This window comes from Amycolatopsis sp. NPDC004747 (genome assembly GCF_053601335.1).
In genome coordinates this window covers 88,125-108,611 of sequence record NZ_JBSGBQ010000013.1, presented here as the reverse complement: position 1 = coordinate 108,611, position 20,487 = coordinate 88,125, and the positions used below count along the sequence as shown (strand labels likewise).

Below are 20,487 nucleotides of genomic sequence, written 5' to 3'. Positions count from 1 at the left end.
TCAAGCGGCCACAAGGGGGCGGGCGGCGGCCTCGGCGGCGATCATCTTGCCCGCCTTCTCGGCCACCTTGCCGGAGACGACCATGATGACCGCGAAGGCGCCCGCGAAGATGACGGTGCTCAGCCAGACCATGGTCGAAACCGGCAGCGTGAACGCGCCGGCGACCCGGACCGCGCTTTCCACCGCGAAGCCGATGCCCCAGATCACGCTGCAGCGCCGCAGGATGGCGTCGAAGCTGCCGGTTCCGGCGAGCCGCTCCCACGCGGCTTCCCGCTCCGCGTTGCCGCGGGTGAGGAAGGGGCGCATGGTCTTGGTCATGATCGGGGCCGCGGTGAACGCGGAGGCGAGGATGACCAGGCCGGTGATGCCGCTGCCGAGCGAGTCCTTGGCGATCATCATCCGGGCGTCACCGGTGACGAAGGTGAGCAGCATGCCGACGACGTTCGTGACGAGCACGACGAGGGCGAGGCTGTTGAGCGTGCGGTCCTTGGCGAACTGGAAGAGCGTGCGGGCCAGCGGGAAGACCCCCGAGGCGGCGAGGGCGGTGAAGTCGCTCGCGCCGAACGAGTGGAGCGCGTAGTAGATGCCCATCGGGACGGCGATCTCGATCGCGAGGGTCTTGAGGAGGGGGTTTCCGGGCTGGTTCGTCGTCTTCGTCGTCATGGGATGAGCTTGTCGCGACGGGGACCTCGGGAAGGATGCCGTCCGCCACGACTTGGACCTGACAGATGTCACGGGCGGCCGGCCGGAATCGGCGGCGCGATTGAGCTGTTCGGTTCGAGCCGGCGGCGAGTGGGTAGTCACCTCACGTTTCGCGCCGCTGCGTCGTCGGGTGGGCATGACAACGTTCCTGCGCGTCACCCTCGCTCTGCAGACCCTCGCGGTCTTCCTCTCGGCGGTCACCGCCGGCCTGCTGCTGAGCACCCCGAACGGGCACGTCCTGCACAGCGCGTCGGCCTACACGGTGTGGATTGTCGCCGTCGTTCAGGTGGTTGCCGCTGTGCTCGGGTGGTGGCTGGGTGGTGGCTCGCCGCGGACCACGCTCTACCCGGCCGTCTTTCTCGTGCTGGTGACGGCGCAGGTGTTCATCGGGATCGCGCACGTCAAGGCCGTGCACGTGCCGCTGGGGGTGTTGCTGTTCGGGCTGAGCCTGGTGCGGCTCAGCCGCCCGAGTGCATGTCTTCCGCTTCGGGGACGCAGTCGTCGTCCGGGTCGTCCAGCCAGCCGTGTGGGAGGGTGACCTTGCCCGGGGAACCCTGACGTCCGCGCGGTCCGGTGGCGGCTTCGGGGAAGGGGGCGTCGTGGTCGAGCTGGGCGATCAGGTCGTCCAGCTGGGTCATCGACGACAGCATCGCGAAGCCGCGGCGGAGTTCGGAGCCGACCGGGAAGCCCATCAGGTACCAGGCCATGTGCTTGCGGATGTCGCGCATCGCCTTGTCGTGGCCGTCGTGCTCGATGAGCAGCTCGGTGTGGCGGCGCAACACGCCGGAGACTTCGCCGAGGTTGGGCGGGGTCGGCAGCGGGCGACCGGCGAAGGCGGCTTCGAGCTCGCCGAACAGCCATGGCCGGCCGAGGCAGCCGCGGCCGACGACGACGCCGTCGCAGCCCGTCTCCTCGACCATGCGCAGGGCGTCGGCTGCCGAGAAGATGTCGCCGTTGCCGAGCACCGGGATGCTCGTGACGGCTTCCTTGAGGGCGGCGATCTTCGTCCAGTCGGCCTGGCCGGAGTAGCGCTGCGCGGCGGTGCGGGCGTGCAGGCTGACGGCCGCTGCGCCCTCGGCCTCGGCGATGCGGCCGGCGTCGAGGTACGTGCGGTGGTCGTCGTCGATGCCGATGCGGAACTTCACCGTGAACGGCGTGTCCCCGGCCGCCTTCACCGACTCGCGCACGATGGCTTCGAACAGCTTCCGCTTGAACGGCAGCGCGGCCCCGCCACCCTTGCGCGTCACCTTCGCGACCGGGCACCCGAAGTTCGAGTCGACGTGGTCGGCGAGCCCCTCGCCGACGATGATCCGGACGGCTTCGGCCATGGTCTTCGGGTCGACCCCGTAGAGCTGCATGGACCTGGGCTTTTCGTTCGCCCCGAAGGTCATCATGTGCATGGTGCCGGGGTGCCGTTCGACGACGGCGCGGGCGGTGATCATCTCGCACACGTAGATGCCGGCGCCGTACTCCTGGCACAGCTGCCGGAAGGCGACGTTGGTGATCCCGGCCATCGGGGCGAGCACGACCGGCGGATCGACCTCGTAGGGGCCGATCTTCAGGGCGGGCTTGCTCAAGGTGGCGGTCACGTCCTCCATTGTCGCTTGTGGTGTCGATCACGGCGAGTGGGGTCCGGCCCGCTGCCGATACCGGTTCGTGATCACCGCGCCGAGATGTAGCAAGTCGGCAGCTGGGCGCGATATTCACCCCGTCTCTATTGGTGAGGGGGCAGGGAGTGGTGCGACGGCGTGCGCTCTCGGTTGGCGTCGGCTCGTTCGACCGGCACCGCCCGCTTGACTACGCGCCCGAACTTTCGGCACAGCTCAAGCATGAGCTGGCCGAGCTCGGTTACCTGACGGGGCCGCACACCGTGCGGTCGCGGGTGGACGGCGGCGACCTCGGGGCCATGGTCGCGCGGGCGCTGGGTGACGGCGCCGACGACGACCTGTCGATCGTGCACATGGTCACGCACGGGGAGAGCGTCGAGGGTGACGCGACGGTTTTCGCCATCGGCAGCGACGGTGCCCGGCATGGTGAGGCGAGCGTCGCGCACTGGCTGACCATGCGACAGAGCGTGCCCGGGCCGACGACCCTCTTCCTGCTCGACCTGTGCGCGGCCGGCACGGCCGCCCGGCTGCCGTGGCAGAGCGGGCTCATCGACAGCCCGCGAGGTTGGGTCATCGCCGCGTGCGGGCCACACGAGCTGGCCTTCGGCGGCCGGTTCACCCAGGCGGTCATCAACGTGCTGCGCGGGCTGCGCAGCGGTGATCTGGACATCGATCCCGGCACCAAATACGTGCCGTTGACCACCATCGCCCGGGCGATCCGGCAGGAGGTCAACCGGCTCGCCATCGCGGCCGGCGCCATCCCGCAGCAGGTGACAGCCAGTCTCGTCGATCTGAGTTCCGACGACGAACCACCCTTCTTCCGCAACCCGGAATACGAACCGGATCCGCGCCGCAGTTTCCGCGCGCAAGTGGATCCCGGGGTCGTCCCCTTTTTCGACGACCTCGACGAAGGCCTCGACGCACGGCACTTCGTCGAGCGTGCGACCGGCCTGGGCGGGCTGCGGGAAACCGGCGCGACCATCGCGTGCTTCTCCGGGCGCGACGAGGAACTCCGCCTGATCTCCCCGTGGCTGAGCGGTCACGGTGACGGGCATCCGCTCTACGTCGTGACCGGCAGCCCCGGGGCGGGCAAGTCCGCCTTGCTCGGGGTCCTGACCTGCGCGGCCAGCAGTCAGCTACGCGACAGGACCCGGCACATCTGGCACCGGGTTGCCCAGGCGCCCGTGACGATCGAAGGCTTGGCCGCGGTGCACGCCCGCCAGCGCGGTCTTCACGGCGTGGCCGGCTCGATCGCCCGCCAGCTCGGGCTTGCGGAGAGCCTGCCGGTCGGTGACCTGATCACCGTCCTGCGTGACCGTTCCGCGGTACTCGTCGTCGATGCCCTCGACGAAGCCGACGACCCGGTGCGCATCATGAACGAGCTGCTGCTTCCGCTCGTGCAGCCGGGCAACCCCGTGCGGCTACTGGTGGGCGTGCGGAACTACGAGGACTTCCGCCCGTTGTTCGAGCAGGCCACGATGGTCGACCTCGACCGGGTCGAGCAGCACGTGCTCGAGAACGACCTGTTCACCTACGTGATCAACCTCCTCCGGGCCACCCCGCACTACCGGGCCAACGGCGGGGTGTCCGGCGAGTTCGCCTCCGCCGTCTCGGCCACCCTGGCCGAGCCGGGGCAGACGGGCCCCTTCCTCGTCGCCGGGTTGTACACGCGGCATTTCGTGACCGGCGAAGATGTCGGCAGTGCGGCCGAAGCGGCGCGGCTGGGACGACAGGTGCCCCGTGACCCGGCGGGCGTGCTGAACCTCGACCTGGCACTGCACCAGGACGAACCCTGGTTGCGGCCGGTGCTGACCGCGCTCGCGCACGCACGGGGCGTGGGAATGCCGATCTCGCTCCTGCGGCGGCTTGCCCCGGCGTTCTCGGAGTCGGCGGCCCGGCCGAGCGTCGCCCAGGTGCGCGCCGCGCTCCGGCTGGCCAGCTTCTACCTGCGGCAGTCGCTCGACAGCGACCACAGCAGCCTTTACCGGCTGTTCCACCAGGGATTGGCCGACGCGCTGGTCGCGGACGGCCCGTTCACCGCCACCGCGCTCGAGGCGCTACTTTCCTCGCTCGGACCGGTCGAACGCCGGGACTGGAACGCGGCCGAGCCCTATCTGATCCGGCACGCGGTGGACCACGCCGCCGATGTCGGGCTGACCGGCGAGCTGAAGTCCGACCCGGGGCTGGTCCTGCACCCGGAATTCGCCGGTGAGCACGAATTCGGTGCGGTGACGAGCGCGGCCGACCTGGCGCTGGCCGCGACGCGGCTGGGCAAGACGGCCGTAGCGGCACGGGCGGCCGAGATCGGCGGGCTCACTTGGTGGCCGCGCTGGGCCGTGTGGGCGTCCGACCCGGCCTCGGCCGGGTACCGCAAGTCCGCGGCCGTGGCGCTGTCGGTGTCCGGTCGTCGCGTGATCAAGGTCGGACCGGGTGGTGCGCACGAATGGCATTGGCGGAGGGATGCCAAACCGACGTATCTGAGAACGAACTCGGCACTCGCCGGACACCTGGTGACGCCCGCTGCGGCCGGCACGTTTGCGGTGGGACGGAACAGCGAAGTCGTCGTCGTCGGCGGCGGCGAACAGGGCACCGGGATCTCGCGCCTGGCGTCGAAAGCGTATGCGATCAGCAAGGGAGACCCGTCCGGTTACGTGTGCGTGACCGCCGTCGGGACGGTGACGCGGATCGCGGCCGACGGCACCGTGGTGAACCACGAGGAGACCGGGCACTGGAGTACGTCGTGGGCGGTGGGCGTGCGAAAGGACGAGCCGGTCGCCGTTTCGGTGAATCTGGCAGGTCAGCTGGTGCTCTTCGAGCACGGGACGAGCTGGGGAAGCCCCTATCCCGTTCCCGGGCGGGTGAATTGCTTCGGTGTGAGTCAAGACGGTGGGGTGATCGTGGCTGGGACCACCGACGGGTGGGCCGGCCTCGTCGATCGGGGACGCTTCACGACGTGGAACTACGAGCGCACCTTCGAGCAGCCGGTTACCGCCGTCGGAGTCGCGGTCCGTTCAGCCGTGTTCGCCGTGGGACTGGCGAACGGCGGTGTCGTCGTGATCTCCGCCGACAACAGGCAGGAGCTGGCCGCGGCGAAACCCGCAGCGGCCGCCATCGTGGACGTCAGCGTGAGCCCCGAAGGGCGATGCGTGGCGCTCGACGCAGACGGGATGCTGCACTACGTCAGCCGTGAGATGGCGGGGACGCTGCAGGCACGGGAAACGCCCACGCCTGATCAGCGGCCTCCCGCTCTGGTGGTGGCCGGGAACGTCCGGGAGGGAATCTTCGTCGCCACCGACGGCCGCGTTCTCCAGATCGATCCGCGGACTGGTGAGAGGGTCGCGGAGATCGACGTGGAGGCCGTGCCGTTCGAGCTGGCGCTGACCGAACTGGAACAGGAGAAGGTGCTCGTGATCCGGTCGGGCGACGACGGCGACTTCCTTTGGCGCCCAGGCTCCGGGCTCAGCCGGGTCCAGGCACAGGCTTGGGTGCAGGAACAACTTTGGGGCCGGTCCGCTTCCGATGCTGCGCAAGTCGGCGAAGGCGTCGTCACGGTGGGGCGGAAGGGCGACAAAGTCGTGGCGTCCGAGCACGACGGACCGGACCGGGTCATCGGTGTGCACGACGGGCTGTCCGTCGTCCAATGTGCCCGCCTGGCCGGCCGCGCGGTGGCGTTCAGCGGAGGCTCGGACGGTGTGGTGCGGGTCTGGGACATCGTCGAGGCGACCCAGGTGGATTCGATCTCCGTCGGCAGCCCGGTCTGGCGGATCTTCCCCGCACCGCGAGCAGATCACTTGCTCGTCGTCGCCGGCGATGAGCTGATCGCGTTCCGGAACGCTGCCGTGGCGGGGGGCTGAGTGAACCAGCTCCGTGTGCTGGCCATCGGTGTGGCCGACTTCGACGCTCACCCACAGCTCTCGTATGCCCCCGACCTGGCGCTGAGCCTGGCCGACGAGCTGAAACAGCTGGGGTACGTCCCCCAGGCCGTGCCGGACTCGACCCGGCTGACCAGCAAAGAGGTCGGCTCGCTCGTCAAGCGGACCATCACCGACGGAAGCACCGGCGATCTGACCGTCATCCACTTGAGCACCCACGGCCGCGGTGCGGACGGGGACGCCACGGTCTTCGCGCTCGGGAGCGACGGCGTGACCCACGCCGACGGCAGCATCGCCCACTGGCTGACGATGTGCGAGAACGGCGACGGGCCGACCACCCTGTTCCTCCTCGACCTCTGCGACGCCGGGACCGCCGCCCGCCTGCCTTGGCAGGGCCGGCTCGAAGCGACGCAGCGCAGCTGGGTCATTGCGGCCTGTGGTGCGCACGAACGGGCATACGGCGGCCGCTTCAGCCAAGCGGTGGTCAATGTGCTGCGGGCCCTGCGGACCGGGGAACTCGACATCGGGCCGAACGTCGAACACGTGCCCCTGCGCACGGTGGCGCGTGCGATCCGGCAGGAGGTCAACCGGCTTTCCCAAGCGGTGAATGCGATCCCGCAGACGGTGACCGCCAGCCTGGTCGACCTCAGCTCCGCGGCCGAGCCGCCGTTCTTCCGCAATCCGGCCTACGTGGCGGACCAGCGGGTGCGGATGCGGGCTTCGGTGGACGAGGGTGTCCTGCCCTTCCTCGACGACCTCGAGGAGGGCCTCGACGCCCGGCACTTCGTGGAACGGGCCAGCGGGCTGGGCGGCCTGCTGGAGCTGGGCTCGTCCATCGGCTGTTTCTCCGGCCGGGCCCGTGAGCTTCGCCAGATCTCGCCGTGGCTGAGCGGGCACGGCGATTCGTCGCCGTTGTACGTCGTCACCGGCAGCCCCGGCTCCGGCAAGTCCGCGCTGCTGGGCATCCTGGTCTGCGCGGCGAGCACGAAACTCCGCCCGGCCACCCAGCACGTCTGGAACCAGGTCGCCCAGGCGCCGGTGACCATCGACGGGCTCGTGGCAGTGCACGCCCGGCAGCGTGGCGTCGAGGGGATCGCGGCGTCGGTCATCCGCCAGCTGGGGTTGCCGGAGAGCCTGCCGCCGGCCGAGCTCGTCGCGGCGCTCCGCACCCGGTCCGCAGTGCTCGTCATCGACGCACTCGACGAGGCGAACGACCCGGCCCGGATCATGAACGAGCTGCTGCTACCCCTCGTGGAGCCGGGGCAGCCGGTCCGGCTGCTGGTCGGCGTCCGCAACTACGCCGATTTCGAGCCGCTCTTCGCGCGCGCGACCACCGTCGACCTCGACCTGGTGGAACAGCAGGTGCTGGAGAACGACCTCTTCGACTACGTGCAGGGGTTGCTGCGCGCGACACCGAACTACCGGGGCAAGCACAGCGTCTCCGCCGAGTTCGCGGGTGCGGTATCGGCCGCGCTGGCGGTGCCCGGTCAGGCGGGACCGTTCCTGGTGGCCGGCCTCTACACCCGCTACTTCGTCACCAGGGACGAAACCGACACCGCGGCTGCGGCCGCCATCGGCCGGCGGGTGCCACGCGATCTCGCCGGGGTGCTCGAACTCGACCTCGAGCTGCACAGCGACAACCCGTGGCTGCGCCCAGTGTTGACCGCGCTCGCCCACGCCAGGGGCGCCGGCCTGCCGGTTTCCGTCCTGCGGCGGCTGGCCCCGGTGTTCGGCGGCCCGGCCGGCGCCCCGGGAGCGGCGGAGATCCGGACGGCGCTGCACGCCGGCAGTTTCTACATCCGGCAGTCCGTCGACACTGACCACAGCAATCTCTACCGCCTGTTCCACCAGGGGCTGGCGGACACCCTCGGGACGTCCGCACCGTTCGGTGACCGCGGCTTGGGCGCGCTGCTGTCCTCACTCGGGCCCGCCGAGGCCCGCGACTGGGACGCGGCCGAGCCGTACCTGTTCCGGCACCTGTTTGAGCACGCCGGAAGCAGTGGCACCCTGGCGGAACTGCTGTCCGATCCGGGGCTGGTGCTCAACCGGCGGTTCACCTGGGAAAACCCGTTCGGTGCCGTCAGCGGGCCCGCGGAACTGGCCATGGTCGCGGCTCGGGTGGGCCTGTCCGCGTTGGCGTTGCGGGCGGCGAAGCTCGCCGGATTGCGGTGGCGGCCCAAGTGGACCACCGGTGTCGTGCGCGAACCGGACACGGTTTCCGGAGCGTTGATGACCGAGTTGAGGTCGATCGCGATTTCGGCCGACGGGAGCCGGATCGCCGGTATCGGCCCGGCAGGGTTGTACGAATGGGGCTGGGCGGACGAGTTCGCGCCGAGGCTGAACTGCTTCGAAGCTCGTATCGTCGGGGACCGGGTGACCAGGCCGACGGCCGACGGCGAAGTAGGCATCTCTTCCCGATCCGAGTTCCTGGTGCGGCACAGCTCGGGTCAAACCTTTTCGCTGGGCCACGGGCAGTTCTCCGACTCGGTGCGGGAGGCTTCGGGCAGCTATCTCTGTGTCGTCGGGGAGCAAATCGTCAGGATAACTCGTTCCGGTGAATCAGAAGTGGTCCGAAGGCTTGATGCCAACCTTCAAGGGGTCAGGCTGGGGGCGATGTCCGGAAGGGCGCCGATTGCGGTAGTGCGCAACGCACACGGTTTGAAGATTTTCGGCGGCCACGGCCGGTTCCTGGCGGGTCAGGCCATTTCGTGTTTCGACTTGTCCGCGGACGGCCGGTTTCTGGTGGCCGGGACCACCGACGGCGCGGTCGGAGTGTGTCCGTCGGTGGAGGACGGTGGTTGGGAGCCCGTCAAGATCGTCGATGCCGCGCTGACCGCGGTGGCTCTCTCCCCTTCGGCGCAAGGTGGTGCGGCCGGCACTGCCGACGGGCGGATCATCGCGTGGCGCAAGGGCGAAGTGATCATCAGGTGCGCGCCGTCGAATTGTGCCATCATCGGCATCTCGTTGAGCGACGGGCTGCGTGGGGTGGCGCTAGACCGAAACGGGGTTGCCTATCATTTCGCCGAAAACCCCGATCGAGATCGACCGGCCGAAGGTTTCGGGCACGGTGGTGAGGGTGCCGACGCGGCAGTCACGGAAGTGGAAGTCGATCCCGAGAACCGGGTTCTCGCGGTCTACTCGGATGGCCGGATATCGCAGGTGTCCGAAGTGGACGGAAGTGAACGCCTGCTGTGGTCTGTCCGCACGCGGATTGACGAGCTGAAGCACGTCGAAATCGCCGGCCGTGGATTTCTCGTCATCCGCGCCGGCTCCCAAGGGTATCTCGTCGGTATCGGCTACGGGCCGGTGCCGCTTTCTCAGTTCGACTTCGTACCGTGGTGGCAGGAACGGACCGAGCTCGAGGACCGGATTCTGGTGGGCTTCGAGCTCGTCACGGTGATCGGCCGCGGCGAACAGTTGGCCACGGTGAGCCAGGACAGCCGGGAGCCCGACGTATTGGGGCGGCACGAGGGACTCACCACGCTGCGGTGCGTGTACTGCTGGGGCACCGCCATCGTGGTCAGCGGGGGCCAAGACGGCGTGGTGCGGTTCTGGAACCTCGCGGGTCGTTTCCTCATGGAAACGACAGTCGTCGGCTCCCCGGTCCGGCGGATCTTCCCGCACGAAGACGGCAAGCGGATCCTCGTGCTGACGACGGGCGAGCTGATCTGCCTCGAATGCGCCGACTGAGTGCGGCGACCCGGAATCAGCGCAGGTGCTCGCCGACGATCGAGCGGACCTTCCGCGTCGCCAGGTAGCGCGTCGCCGCGTGGGTGAACCCGACGCCCGCCGGCGCGGAAAAGTCCTCGACGTCGGTGAAGTGGTCCTTCAGCCGGCTGGGGATGGCGACCAGGTCCGCGGGATCGGCGACGTTCACCCAGCGTCCGACGCCCGGTGGGCGGCCACCCGTGCCGCCGACGTGCGCCGGCTGCAGCAGCGGGTGGATGCGGTCGGGCAGGCCGAGCGGCGAGCCGATCGTCACCAGGAGTTCCACCTGCAGCGCGGGATAGTTCCACAGCGTCTCGTACGTCACCACCGAACCCAGGGAGTGCGCGACGACGACCCGCGGCCGGTGGAGGCTGATCGCCGTCGCCACTTCGGTGCGCACTGCCTGCCGTCTCGACGGTGTGCGCGGGTCGAAGTAGCAGACCATTTCGCCGAGGAAAGTGGCGAGGAACCAATCGGCTGTGTCGCGGTCGAGCCCGAAGCGCTGGACCCACCAGGCCGCCAGCTGCCGGATCGGGGCCAGCACCCGGCCGTGGTCCGGTTCGCCGGCGAGGTCGATCGCCCGCATCCAGCCGGCGAGCAGCTCCGCGGGCGCTCCGGCGAATGCCTTGTCCAGGAGTTCGAGGTCGTCGTCACCGTGGTGGTCGAGGGACAGGTGGTGGGCGTAGTACGCCACCTCGAGCGCCTTGACGCCCAGTGCCTCCGACCAGTCGCGCTTGAGCGCCGCAGCTCGGTCGGCGGGGAGCACCGACCGCCAGTTGCCGACACCGTGTACTCCGAGCACGTCGGCACCCATACCGGCGAATCCCCTCCTGCTGGCGGTGATACCGACTGGGAGTCGCCCGCCCGATCAGCGTCGTTACGCCTAGGCTCACCGGATGGCCGACAAGCCCCTCCGCTGGGGAATCATGGGCACCGGCGGGATCGCCGGTGCCTTCGCACGGGACCTGCAGCTCACCGAGTCCGGCGTGGTGACGGCGGTCGGTTCGCGCACCTCCGGCAGCGCCGAGCGGTTCGCGGACGACAACCGCATCCCCACCCGTCACAGCAGTTACGAAGCCCTCGCGGACGATCCGGACGTCGACGTCGTCTACGTTGCCACCCCGCATCCGCTGCACCACGCCAACGCCCGGCTCGCGCTCGAAGCCGGGAAGCCCGTGCTCGTCGAGAAGCCGTTCACGATGAACGCCGATGAGGCCCGTGACCTCGTCGACCTCGCGCGGAGCAACGGCCTATTCCTGATGGAGGCGATGTGGACGCGCTTCCTGCCGCACGTCCGGCACCTCCGCGAGCTCCTGCCGAGCCTCGGGGACGTCGTCACCGTCGCCGCCGACCACGGGCAGTGGTTCGCCGAAGACCCCGACTTCCGGCTGTTCGCTCCCGGACTGGGCGGTGGGGCCCTGCTCGACCTGGGGATCTACCCCGTGTCGTTCGCTTCGATGGTGCTCGGGCCGCCCGAGCGCGTGGCCGCGATGACCACGCCCGCCTTCACCGGTGTCGACGCCCAGACGTCGATGCTCTTCGGCTACGCGAGCGGGGCGCAAGCCGTCCTGACCTGCACCTTGAGCGCCGTCACGCCCACCACCGCGTCGATCGCCGGCACCGAGGCGCGCATCGAGGTCGACGGGCCCTTCTACGCCCCTGCCTCCTTCACCCTCATCCCGCGCGAAGGCGAGCGAAGCCGCTTCGAATACGTCGATGAGGGCCGTGGCCTGCGCCACCAGGCCGACGAGGTGGCGCTTCGGCTGGCGGCCGGGGAGATCGAAAGCCCGCTCATGCCGCTCGACGAAACCGTCTCGATCATGACGACCATGGACCAGGTGCTGGCCGCGACCAGGACGTGACCGCGGATTGAGTAGTGCTACGGATCCGCAGGTCGACGCCGTGCGTGACCCTGTCCGGTATGACCACCGAAGCAGATGTGCTCCTCCGGCTCGCCGGCGAGATCGACGACCTGGGGCGTCGTCTCGCCCTGGTGGGCTCCGAACTGCGGACCGTCCAGGAGACGCAGCCGGAGCAGGCCGCGCAACCCGAGCAGGCACCGCCACCGCCACAGCCTGAGCCGCAACCCCAGCCGCAACCGCAACCCCAGCCGCCCCGGCCGATGCGACCCGAGTCGGTCCCCTGGCCGCAGTACCAGTGGCAGCCGCCGCCCCAGCAGCAGTTCGCCCCGCCGCAGCCGCAGCCGCAGCCGCTGTACGCGCCGGCGCCCTACATGCCGGTTCCGCGGCCGACGCTGGGCGAAAAGCTCGGCAAGGAAGGCGCCGGCAGCCGCGTGCTCGCCTGGGTCGGCGGGGCCGTGACGCTGCTCGGGGTCGTCCTGCTGCTCGTACTGGCCGTGCAGCGCGGCTGGCTCGGGCCGCTGCCGCGGGTGCTCGTCGGCGCCGGGTTCGGGCTGGCGCTGACCGGCACCGGCGTGTGGCTGCACCGCAAGCCCGCCGGCCGCACCGGGGCCTTCGCGCTGGCCGCCACCGGCATCGCGACGCTCTACCTGGACGTCGTCGCCGCGACGTCGCTGTACGAGTTCCTGCCGGCGCTCGCCGGGCTCGCCGCCGGGCTGGCCGTCGCCGTCGGCGGGCTGCTGGTGGCCGTGCGCTGGGAGTCGCCGCTGCTGGCCTCGGCCGTCGTCATCGGCTGCGTCGTGTGCGCGCCGATGATCGTCCGCGGGTTCACCCCCGAACTGGTCACCTTCCTGCTGATGGTCCAGCTCGCGACGGCGCCGGTGCAGCTGCGCCGGGACTGGTCGTCGCTGACGCTCGCCGCCGGTGTCCCGCCGCTGCTCGCCTCCGTGATCAGCACGGCGTGGCTCGGCGGGGGCGGCAGCTGGGCCAACACCGCCGCGGCGGGTGGCGCCGGGGTCGCGTCCGTCGTGCTCGCGCTGGTCGTGCTGCGCCGCCGCGAAAACGATCCCGCCGCGCTTTCCCTGCTGGCCACCGCGGTGCTGCCGACGCTCATCGCGGCGGTGCTGCTGCCGAAGACGCAGGCGGTGCCGATCACGGCCGGTGCGGGCGTCCTGCTGCTCGCCGTCTGGGCGGCGCGCCGCTGGTGGCCCGGGTTCGCCGGCCAGGTGGCCGGGCTGGCCGGGCTGCTGGCGGTCCTGCAGGCGACGGTCACCCAGTTCGACGGCTCGGCACGCGCTGGCGTGCTGCTCGGCGAGGCCCTGCTGCTGGTGGCGGCCGCGGTGGGCGGCCGCAACCGGGGCGTGCTCGCCGCCGCGCTGGGGTTCGCGGCGATCGGTGGTCTGCTCGGCGTCTTCTTCGACGTCACGCCCGCGCTGCTGGTCGTCCCGCGCGCGCACCCGGTCGCCCAGCTGACCGGCGCGCTCGTGGTCGCCGCGCTGATCCTCGCCGTTTCGGTCGCGCTGCCGTGGGCCGCCGCCCGCCTGGCGGTGTTCCGCGGTCCGGCCGAAGACCTGCCGATCTGGCTGCTCGCCGGGGTCTCGGCGCTGTACGGCGCCGCCGGGGTCGTGCTCTGCGGTGCGCTGCTGGCGGCGCCCGGCCGGCCCGGGTTCCTCCTCGGCCACGCGCTGATCACGGTGTCCTGGACGATCGCCGCGCTCGTGCTGCTCCTGCGTGGGATCGACGTCGTCGGGCTGCGGGTGACCGGGCTGATCCTGGTCGGTGCCGCGGTGCTCAAGCTGGTGCTGTTCGACCTCTCGGCGCTGGACGGCCTGGCCAGGGTGGGCGCGTTCCTCGGCGCCGGGCTGGTGCTGCTGGCGGCCGGGACGCGGTACGCGCGGCGGGTCGCATCCCGCTAGGCCGGGAAGAATTGTCGGTGCCCCGTGGTTACCTGGGTCACAGATCCGACGACCAGGGGACACCGACATGGCAGCACCTGAACTTTCCGGTCGAGCCGGCGAACCGATCGCCTGGCTGACCACCGTCACGCCGAAGGGGCGGCCCGCGCCGCGGCCGGTGTGGTTCGTCCTCGACGGTGAGGACATCGTGGTGTTCAGCGAGCCCGGCACCGCGAAGCTCCGGCACATCGAGGCGAACCCCGACGTCAGCTTCCACCTCAACAGTGATGAGCACGGCGGCTCGATCCTAGTCGTGACGGGGAAAGCGCACGTCGAGGCGGGGAAGGCGTCCGAGGCGCCCGGGTACCTCGACAAGTACGGCTCCCGCTACGCGGCGATCGGCTTGGACGCGGACGGGTTCGACGCCAAGTACTCCGTCCGCATCCGTGTGGTGCCCGAGCGGACCTGGGGGTTCTGACTGGAAACCGACGTTCAGGCAGGCGAGCCGGGCACCCGCCGTGCCCGCGTGGCCGGGATCGGTGTGGGTGTGGGTCTCGTGGACGACCACGGACTTCGCCCGCCGGTCGGCGAACGTCCAGTCCACTGTGGACCGGGCGAAGCCGGTGCCGGCCCGGTCGGTGGTGAAGTCGAGCCAGATCTCGTTGCGCGGGTTCGCATGTGCGGGGTCCACCGACGGCTTCACCGGGTCCGGCACGTGCTGGAAGTGCGGCCCGGCGGCGTCGCCGGTGGCGCCGCACGGCTGGGTGTGCGCGTGGGCGCCGTAGGCCCGGTCCGGCCGCAGGCCGGTGACGAAGAACAGGGTGGTCGTGCCCGCGGGTTCGGCCGAAATGCCGAACACGTGCGCCCGGGCGCCGGCCGGGACGAGGTCGGGGCGGTACGTCACCGCGGGTGCGCCGGGGGCATCCGCGGTGAACGTGCCGTGCGCGGTGGTGAACCGCGCCGGTGACGGCGACGCGGCGGCGGTGCCGGGAGCGAGCACGGCGACGGCGGCCGCGGCGGCCAAAGCGGGAAGAAGGCGCATTTCCCCTCTTTAGCCAGCCGCCAGGGACATCGCCATGATCGCCACTCGAAAGTGTGACCGATTTGGTGGAAAAGTCACGGTTTTCCCAGCCGGTGGTCCGTCTCGACCCCGGTTATCGTCATCTCGTGCCCGAACACACCGGCGAAACCCGCAACGAGCAGCTCACCCGCAACGTGGGCGAGCTGCTGCAGGAGCTGCGGGTCGCGCAGGCCGGGGTGCAGATCCTCTTCGGCTTCCTGCTGTCGGTCGTGTTCACCGACCGGTTCCACGACGCCAGCGGGTTCGAGAAGGCGCTGCACCTGTCCGCGGTCGCGCTCGCGGTGGCGGCCACGGCCCTGCTGACCGCGCCCGCGGCCTGGCACCGGCTGCTGTTCCGCACCGGCAGCCGGGACCGGATCCTGCGCGTCGGCAACCGGTTCGTGCTGGTCGGGCTGGTCTGCCTGGCGCTGGCGATCACTTCGACGGTCGCGCTGATCGCCAAGGTGGTCTACGGCTGGGCCGCCATGATCGTCATGGCCGTGCTGTGCCTGCTGCTCTTCGGGATCCTCTGGTTCGTCATGCCGTTCCGGCTGAACCCGGACCCTCAGCCGACCGGGCCGCCCAAGTAGAGCGTGTCCTCCTGGACGAAGCAGAGCGGGTTGCCGAACGGGTCGTCGGCGTAGAACGACCGCTCGCCCCAGAACTGGGTCTCGATCGCGTCGTCGAGCCAGCGCGGCCCGGCGGCGCGCACCCGCGAGAACGTCTCCTCGACGTCCTCGACCGCGAGGTAGACGATCCGCGGGTCCCGTTGCGGGCGCGGCTCACGGTGTTCGAGCGGCGCCTCGACGCAGGCCAGCACCACGCCACCGCAGGTGAAGTAGTGCCGGTTGACCGCGATCCGCTCGCCGGGATCGCCGAAGACGGCGGCGTAGAACGCGACGGCGACCTCGATGTCGTCGACGGGCTGGATCAGCCGGAACACCCGCGGGCCGCTCATGCGGGGCACCCTACCGCTGTTCATCCGGTGTTCGGCAGCAGTTGCCGGGGTCGTCGGAAGCCGCCCGTAGCTTCCCGCCCGTGACTGACACTTCTCGCCGGACCTTCCTCCTCGGCGCCCCGGCCGTCGCCGCCGCGGCGACCCTGCCGAACGTCCTCGGCGCGCCGTCCGCCCAAGCCGCGGGCCGGCACCGCCCGGACACCGAAGATCCGCGTTTCACGCTCGTGGTCATGCCGGACACGCAGTACCTGTTCGACGAAGACCGCGGTGACGCGGCCCCGCTGGACGCCTCCCTGCGGTACGTCCTCGAAGAGCAGGACGACAACGTTGTCTTCCTCGCCCACCTCGGCGATCTCACCCAGAACGGCCGGGCCGACGAGTTCGCCAGGATCAGCCGGTCGTTCCAGGTGCTGGACCGCTGCCGGTTCCCGTACAGCACCCTCGCGGGCAACCACGACATCGACGGCTCGAAGGACGACCAGCGCGGCCCGTCGCCGTACCTCGACGCGTTCGGCCCGCAGCGCCGGCGCAACTCGCCGACCTTCAAGGGCGCGTCCAAGGACGGCTACAACACGTTCCACATCTTCCGCGGCGGCGGGCGCGAGTGGCTGCTGCTCGCCCTCGACTGGCGGCCCTCGGCCGGCGGCCTTAACTGGGCGAAGCAGGTGCTCGCGCAGCACCCGACGCTGCCGGCCATCCTCACCGTCCACGAGCTCGTCTGGGCCGACGACGACCACCAGGCCCAGTTCTCCACGTTCGGCGAGCACGTCTGGCAGGAGCTCGTCCAGGGCAACGACCAGGTCTTCCTCACGCTCAACGGGCACTACTGGCCGACCGGGCGCACCGTGCGGAAGAACGCCGCCGGGCACGACGTGCACGTCCACATCGCCAACTACCAGGACCGCTACTACGGCGGCAGCGCGATGATCCGGCTCTACCGGTTCGACCTGGCGCGGGGCGTGATCGACGTCCGGACGTTCTCCCCGTGGCTCGCCGCGCAGGACCACCTCAGCGAGCTGCAGCAGCAGGAGGTCGAGCGCAGCGGGACCGCCGACTACTTCAGCCTGGAGATCGACTTCGCCGAGCGGTTCAAGGGCTTCGCGCCCGTGCCGGTCCCGCCCGCGCGGCCCGCGAAGCAGCTGCTGATCCCGGGCACGGTCGCGTACTGGCGCTTCGAAGGCGGCCAGGACGGCCAGGCGGTGCCGGACGACGTCGTCGTGCGCGACCAGACCGGCCGCGGCAACGACCTCACGCGCGTCACCGCGCCCGGGAGCGGGCCGGACGCGCTGAAGTACTCGAGCGAGTTTTCGCCGCGGCAGCCGTCGCGGGCGAGCCTGCGGTTCGACGGCGGCCGCGATCCCAGCCGGGGCGCCTACCTGCGCACGGTCGATTCCGCGCCGATCAACAAGCTCGAGTTCGAGCGCGGCTACACGATCGAGGCGTTCTTCCGGCTGCCGGCGAACTTCAAGGACGGGCACCACGGCTGGTGCGGGCTGTTCGCCCGGCAGGGCAGCGGCGCCGCCGCGGGAAAGACCGGCGACGACCCGAAGGAATCGGCGGCCACTCTGTCCCTTTCGGACGGTGGGGAGCTGCAGTGGGCGGTGTACCCGCTGAACCAGAACCGGACCGCGACGAACTGGGGCCACGAGCTGCCGGTGGAGAAGTGGTGGCACGTCGCCGTGGTGAACGACGGGCGGCGCACGATCGTCCACGTCGACGGCTGCCCGGTGGTGCGGAACCCGGCCACGCCGGCGGTCGGGCTCGCCGATCCGGGCGGCTCGTGGCTGGTCGGTGCGTCGTCGTACGACAGCAAGGTCGACCGGAGTTTCGCCGGGTTGCTGGGTGACGTGCGGGTGGTGGACCGGCCGCTGAACCCACGCGAATTCATGCTGGGCTGAGACACTCAACAGCCGGCCCTTGACAGCGGGTGGACAATAAAAAATCGGCGTGCCCTCCAGAAACAACAGGAGAACTCGCCGAACTTGATATGAGTCTAACCGCTGTGAGGGGAACTTGTCAAACCAGGGGTACGACGAGGAATTGCGGGAAGAACGGGCCTACGTCGCCGCGCTGTACGAGCGGCTCGACCGCCAGCGCGCGGCGGCGCAGGCCCGGTACCACGGCGCACTCGGGCAAACCGGGGTGACGCCGCGTGAACGGGAGAACGACGTCCGGTTCCGGTCGCGGGAGGCGATCCGGCTGGACGTCGCCGACAACGGGCTTTGCTTCGGCCGGCTGGACGCCCTTTCGGGCGAAACCAGCTACATCGGCCGGATCGGGCTCTTCGACGAGGAAAACGACTACGAGCCGTTCCTGCTGGATTGGCGGGCGCCGGCGGCGCGGCCGTTCTACGTCGCCACCGCGGCGACGCCGGAAAACATGCGCCGCCGTCGTCAGTTCCACACGGTGGGCCGCCGGGTCCTCGATTTCACCGACGAGGTGCTGGGCCGTCCGGGTGGCGCCGAACGCGGGGACGCGGCGCTGCTCGCGGCGGTCAACGCGCCCCGCGGCGAGGGCATGCGGGACATCGTCGCGACCATCCAGGCCGAGCAGGACGAGATCATCCGCCTGGACCACGCGGGGGTGCTGGTGGTCGAGGGCGGTCCCGGCACCGGCAAGACGGCCGTCGCGCTGCACCGGGTGGCGTACCTGCTCTACACCCGGCGCGAGCGGATATCCCGCAGCGGCGTGCTCGTGGTCGGGCCGAGCCCGCTGTTCCTCGACCACATCGGCCGCGTGCTGCCCTCGCTCGGCGAGTCGGACGTCGTCTTCCTGACCACCGGCGACCTCGTGCCCGGGCTGCGCGTCACGGCCGAGGACCGGCCGGAGGTGGCGCGGCGCAAGGGATCGCTGCGGATCCTCGACGTGCTGGCCGCCGCGGTCGCCGACCGGCAGCGGGTGCCGGAGGAGCCGGTGCCGGTCGACCTGGGTGACGTCGTCGTGGCGCTCGACGCCGGCCTCGCCGCCGAGGCCAGGCGCGAAGCCCGCGACTCCGGGCTGCCGCACAACCGAGCCCGGGCGGTCTTCCGCGAGCGGGCCGTCGCGCTAGTCGCCGAGCGGGTGGTGGCGAAGATCGGCGAAGGCTGGCTGACGCGGAAGGACCGCGGGTTGTGGGCGGACCTGCGCGCCGACGTCCTGGAGGAGTTCGCGGCGCACGAAGCGCTCGGCGCCGCGCTCGACGAGCTGTGGCCTTACCTGACGCCGGAGACGCTGCTGGCGCCGCTGTACGAGTCGCCTCGCCGCCTCGAGGCTGCCGGGGCGGATCCGGCGTTCTTCCGCGCGGACGGCACGGCGTGGACCGTCTCGGACGTGCCGCTGCTCGACGAGCTGGCCGACCTGCTCGGCCGGGACGACACCGAAGAACGCGCGGCCGCGCGGCGGCGGGCGGAAGCCGAGGCCGAGTACGCCTCCGGCGTCATGGAGCTGATGAAGCTGGACGCCGAGGAGCTGGACGAGGACGTCGCGCTGGTCGCCGAGGACCTCCTCGACGCCGGGGACCTGGCCGGGCGGTTCACCGAGCGCGACACGCGTGACCTGGCCGAGCGGGCGGCCGCGGACCGGGACTGGACGTACGGGCACGTCGTCGTCGACGAGGCGCAGGAACTGTCCGAAATGGACTGGCGGGTGCTGATGCGGCGGTGCCCCAGCCGCTCGTTCACGATCGTCGGCGACCTCGCCCAGCGCCGCAGTGCCGCCGGGGCGACGGCGTGGGGCCCGGTGCTGGCGCCCTACGTCGGCGAACGCTGGCAGTACCGCGCGCTGACCGTGAACTACCGCACCCCGGCGGAGATCATGACCGTCGCCGGCGCGCTGCTGGCGCGGTTCGCCCCCGACGTGCGGCCGCCGGAATCGGTACGTGCGTGCGGGGTCCGGCCGTGGTCCAGACGAGTGGCGGACGACGAGCTCGCCGGCGCCATCGAGGGCTTCGTCCGCGACGAGGCGGACCGGGAGGGCACCAGCGTGGTGATCGGGCCACCGGGCGTGCCGGGAACGATCCCGGCCGCGGCGGCCAAAGGACTGGAGTTCGACGCCGTGCTCGTCGTGGAGCCGGAGCGGATCCTGGCCGCGGGCCCGCGTGGCGCGGCGGAGCTCTACGTCGCGCTCACGCGCGCCACGCAGCGCCTCGGGGTGCTGCACCGGGATCCGCTCCCGGCGGCGCTGACCGGCCTCGTCGAGGCCGGGGTGCCCGCGAGGTCCGGGCACCGGCGGTTCCTGTAGCGAACGCGGGGGTGGCGGGTGGCGGTACCCGTCATCCCCGCACCGCTAAGCCGTGAGCCGGCCCCAGGAGTAGTTCTGCTTGGCCAGCTTCAGGTACACGAACAGCTCGGTCCCGGACACGCCCGGGATCTTGCGCACCTCTTCGCCGAGCACCTCGAGCATGTGGTCGTCGTCCCGGCAGACCAGCTCGGCCAGCAGGTCGTAACGCCCGGCGCACAGCACGACGTAGTGCACGTTCGGCAGCTCGGACAGCTTGTCCGCGACGTCGCGGGGATCGACGCCGTCGACGTTGATGCCGACCATGGCCTGGCGCGTCAGATCCACGTTGACCGGGTCGGTCACCGCGACGATCTGCATCAGGTCGTCGCGGAGCAGCCGCTGCACGCGCTGGCGGACCGCTCCCTCCGAAAGCCCGACCGCCTTGGCGAGTGCGGTGAACGAGGCCCGGCCGTCCTTCTGGAGCAGGTCGATCAATGATCTGTCCGTATTGTCCAGCGCGCGCGCACGTGTTTCGTCACCCATGCCGTCCCTCCCTGTGTTTCGGCATGTGATTTGTCAAGTGCGCAGCGTATCGAGACCTGCCGAGAAAGCGAGCCCTCCGCGCGAGC

General features: G+C 70.7%; 14 protein-coding genes and 1 pseudogene. 9 read left to right on the top strand and 6 right to left on the bottom strand.

Annotated elements, in window-relative coordinates:
• Positions 1-663 (bottom strand): VC0807 family protein, encoded by a 663-nt coding sequence (locus tag ACWEGE_RS22390; protein WP_449662374.1) that lies wholly within the window; start codon positions 661-663, stop codon positions 1-3.
• A gap of 52 nt (positions 664-715) precedes the next feature.
• On the opposite strand from ACWEGE_RS22390, the gene ACWEGE_RS22385 reads away from it, so the two are divergent.
• Positions 716-1,240, top strand: a complete 525-nt coding sequence (locus tag ACWEGE_RS22385) for a hypothetical protein (protein ID WP_449662373.1) — start codon at positions 716-718, stop codon at positions 1,238-1,240.
• On the opposite strand, the gene dusB is transcribed toward ACWEGE_RS22385, so the two are convergent.
• Positions 1,161-2,300, bottom strand: a complete 1,140-nt coding sequence (dusB, locus tag ACWEGE_RS22380) for a tRNA dihydrouridine synthase DusB (RefSeq protein ID WP_449662372.1) — start codon at positions 2,298-2,300, stop codon at positions 1,161-1,163. The two genes, ACWEGE_RS22385 and dusB, sit on opposite strands and share 80 nt — an antisense overlap.
• Before the next feature lie 308 nt (positions 2,301-2,608).
• Here dusB and ACWEGE_RS22375 point away from each other — a divergent pair, with 308 nt between their 5' ends.
• Both ACWEGE_RS22375 and ACWEGE_RS22370 read left to right on the top strand, forming a co-directional pair.
• Positions 2,609-6,163, top strand: coding sequence for an AAA family ATPase (locus tag ACWEGE_RS22375; RefSeq protein ID WP_449662371.1), 3,555 nt, complete (start codon positions 2,609-2,611; stop codon positions 6,161-6,163).
• Positions 6,164-9,871, top strand: coding sequence for a hypothetical protein (locus ACWEGE_RS22370; RefSeq protein ID WP_449662370.1), 3,708 nt, complete (start codon positions 6,164-6,166; stop codon positions 9,869-9,871).
• Between the two features lie 16 nt (positions 9,872-9,887).
• Here the strand turns inward: ACWEGE_RS22370 and ACWEGE_RS22365 are convergent, their stop codons facing one another.
• On the bottom strand, positions 9,888-10,703 hold the full coding sequence (locus tag ACWEGE_RS22365; RefSeq protein ID WP_449662369.1) for a serine peptidase: 816 nt from the start codon (positions 10,701-10,703) through the stop codon (positions 9,888-9,890).
• A gap of 82 nt (positions 10,704-10,785) precedes the next feature.
• On the opposite strand from ACWEGE_RS22365, the gene ACWEGE_RS22360 reads away from it, so the two are divergent.
• The 3 genes from ACWEGE_RS22360 to ACWEGE_RS22350 all read left to right on the top strand — a co-directional run bounded on the left by ACWEGE_RS22360 (position 10,786) and on the right by ACWEGE_RS22350 (position 14,121).
• Positions 10,786-11,751 (top strand): Gfo/Idh/MocA family protein, encoded by a 966-nt coding sequence (locus tag ACWEGE_RS22360; RefSeq protein WP_449662368.1) that lies wholly within the window; start codon positions 10,786-10,788, stop codon positions 11,749-11,751.
• Between the two features lie 59 nt (positions 11,752-11,810).
• A complete protein-coding gene (locus tag ACWEGE_RS22355; RefSeq protein ID WP_449662367.1) occupies positions 11,811-13,664 on the top strand; it encodes a DUF2339 domain-containing protein in 1,854 nt (617 codons plus the stop codon).
• A gap of 67 nt (positions 13,665-13,731) precedes the next feature.
• Positions 13,732-14,121, top strand: coding sequence for a TIGR03667 family PPOX class F420-dependent oxidoreductase (locus ACWEGE_RS22350; protein WP_449662366.1), 390 nt, complete (start codon positions 13,732-13,734; stop codon positions 14,119-14,121).
• Between the two features lie 3 nt (positions 14,122-14,124).
• On the opposite strand, the pseudogene ACWEGE_RS22345 reads toward ACWEGE_RS22350, so the two are convergent.
• Positions 14,125-14,685 (bottom strand): annotated as a pseudogene (locus ACWEGE_RS22345) (superoxide dismutase); the annotation flags it as partial.
• 125 nt (positions 14,686-14,810) lie between these two features.
• On the opposite strand from ACWEGE_RS22345, the gene ACWEGE_RS22340 reads away from it, so the two are divergent.
• Complete coding sequence (locus ACWEGE_RS22340; RefSeq protein WP_449662365.1) at positions 14,811-15,293, top strand: DUF6328 family protein; 483 nt, start codon at positions 14,811-14,813, stop codon at positions 15,291-15,293.
• Here the strand turns inward: ACWEGE_RS22340 and ACWEGE_RS22335 are convergent.
• A complete protein-coding gene (locus ACWEGE_RS22335; RefSeq protein WP_449662364.1) occupies positions 15,269-15,661 on the bottom strand; it encodes a VOC family protein in 393 nt (130 codons plus the stop codon). The two genes, ACWEGE_RS22340 and ACWEGE_RS22335, sit on opposite strands and share 25 nt — an antisense overlap.
• An 80-nt stretch (positions 15,662-15,741) precedes the next feature.
• Here ACWEGE_RS22335 and ACWEGE_RS22330 point away from each other — a divergent pair, with 80 nt between their 5' ends.
• Both ACWEGE_RS22330 and helR read left to right on the top strand, forming a co-directional pair.
• Complete coding sequence (locus tag ACWEGE_RS22330) at positions 15,742-17,559, top strand: LamG-like jellyroll fold domain-containing protein (protein ID WP_449662363.1); 1,818 nt, start codon at positions 15,742-15,744, stop codon at positions 17,557-17,559.
• Between the two features lie 115 nt (positions 17,560-17,674).
• Positions 17,675-19,879 carry an RNA polymerase recycling motor ATPase HelR gene (gene helR / locus ACWEGE_RS22325; RefSeq protein ID WP_449662362.1) on the top strand — a complete coding sequence of 735 codons (2,205 nt, stop codon included), beginning with the start codon at positions 17,675-17,677 and terminating at the stop codon, positions 19,877-19,879.
• Between the two features lie 45 nt (positions 19,880-19,924).
• Here helR and ACWEGE_RS22320 read toward each other — a convergent pair whose 3' ends face one another.
• Positions 19,925-20,401, bottom strand: a complete 477-nt coding sequence (locus tag ACWEGE_RS22320; RefSeq protein WP_449662361.1) for an Lrp/AsnC family transcriptional regulator — start codon at positions 20,399-20,401, stop codon at positions 19,925-19,927.
• Between the last annotated feature and the right edge of the window lie 86 nt (positions 20,402-20,487).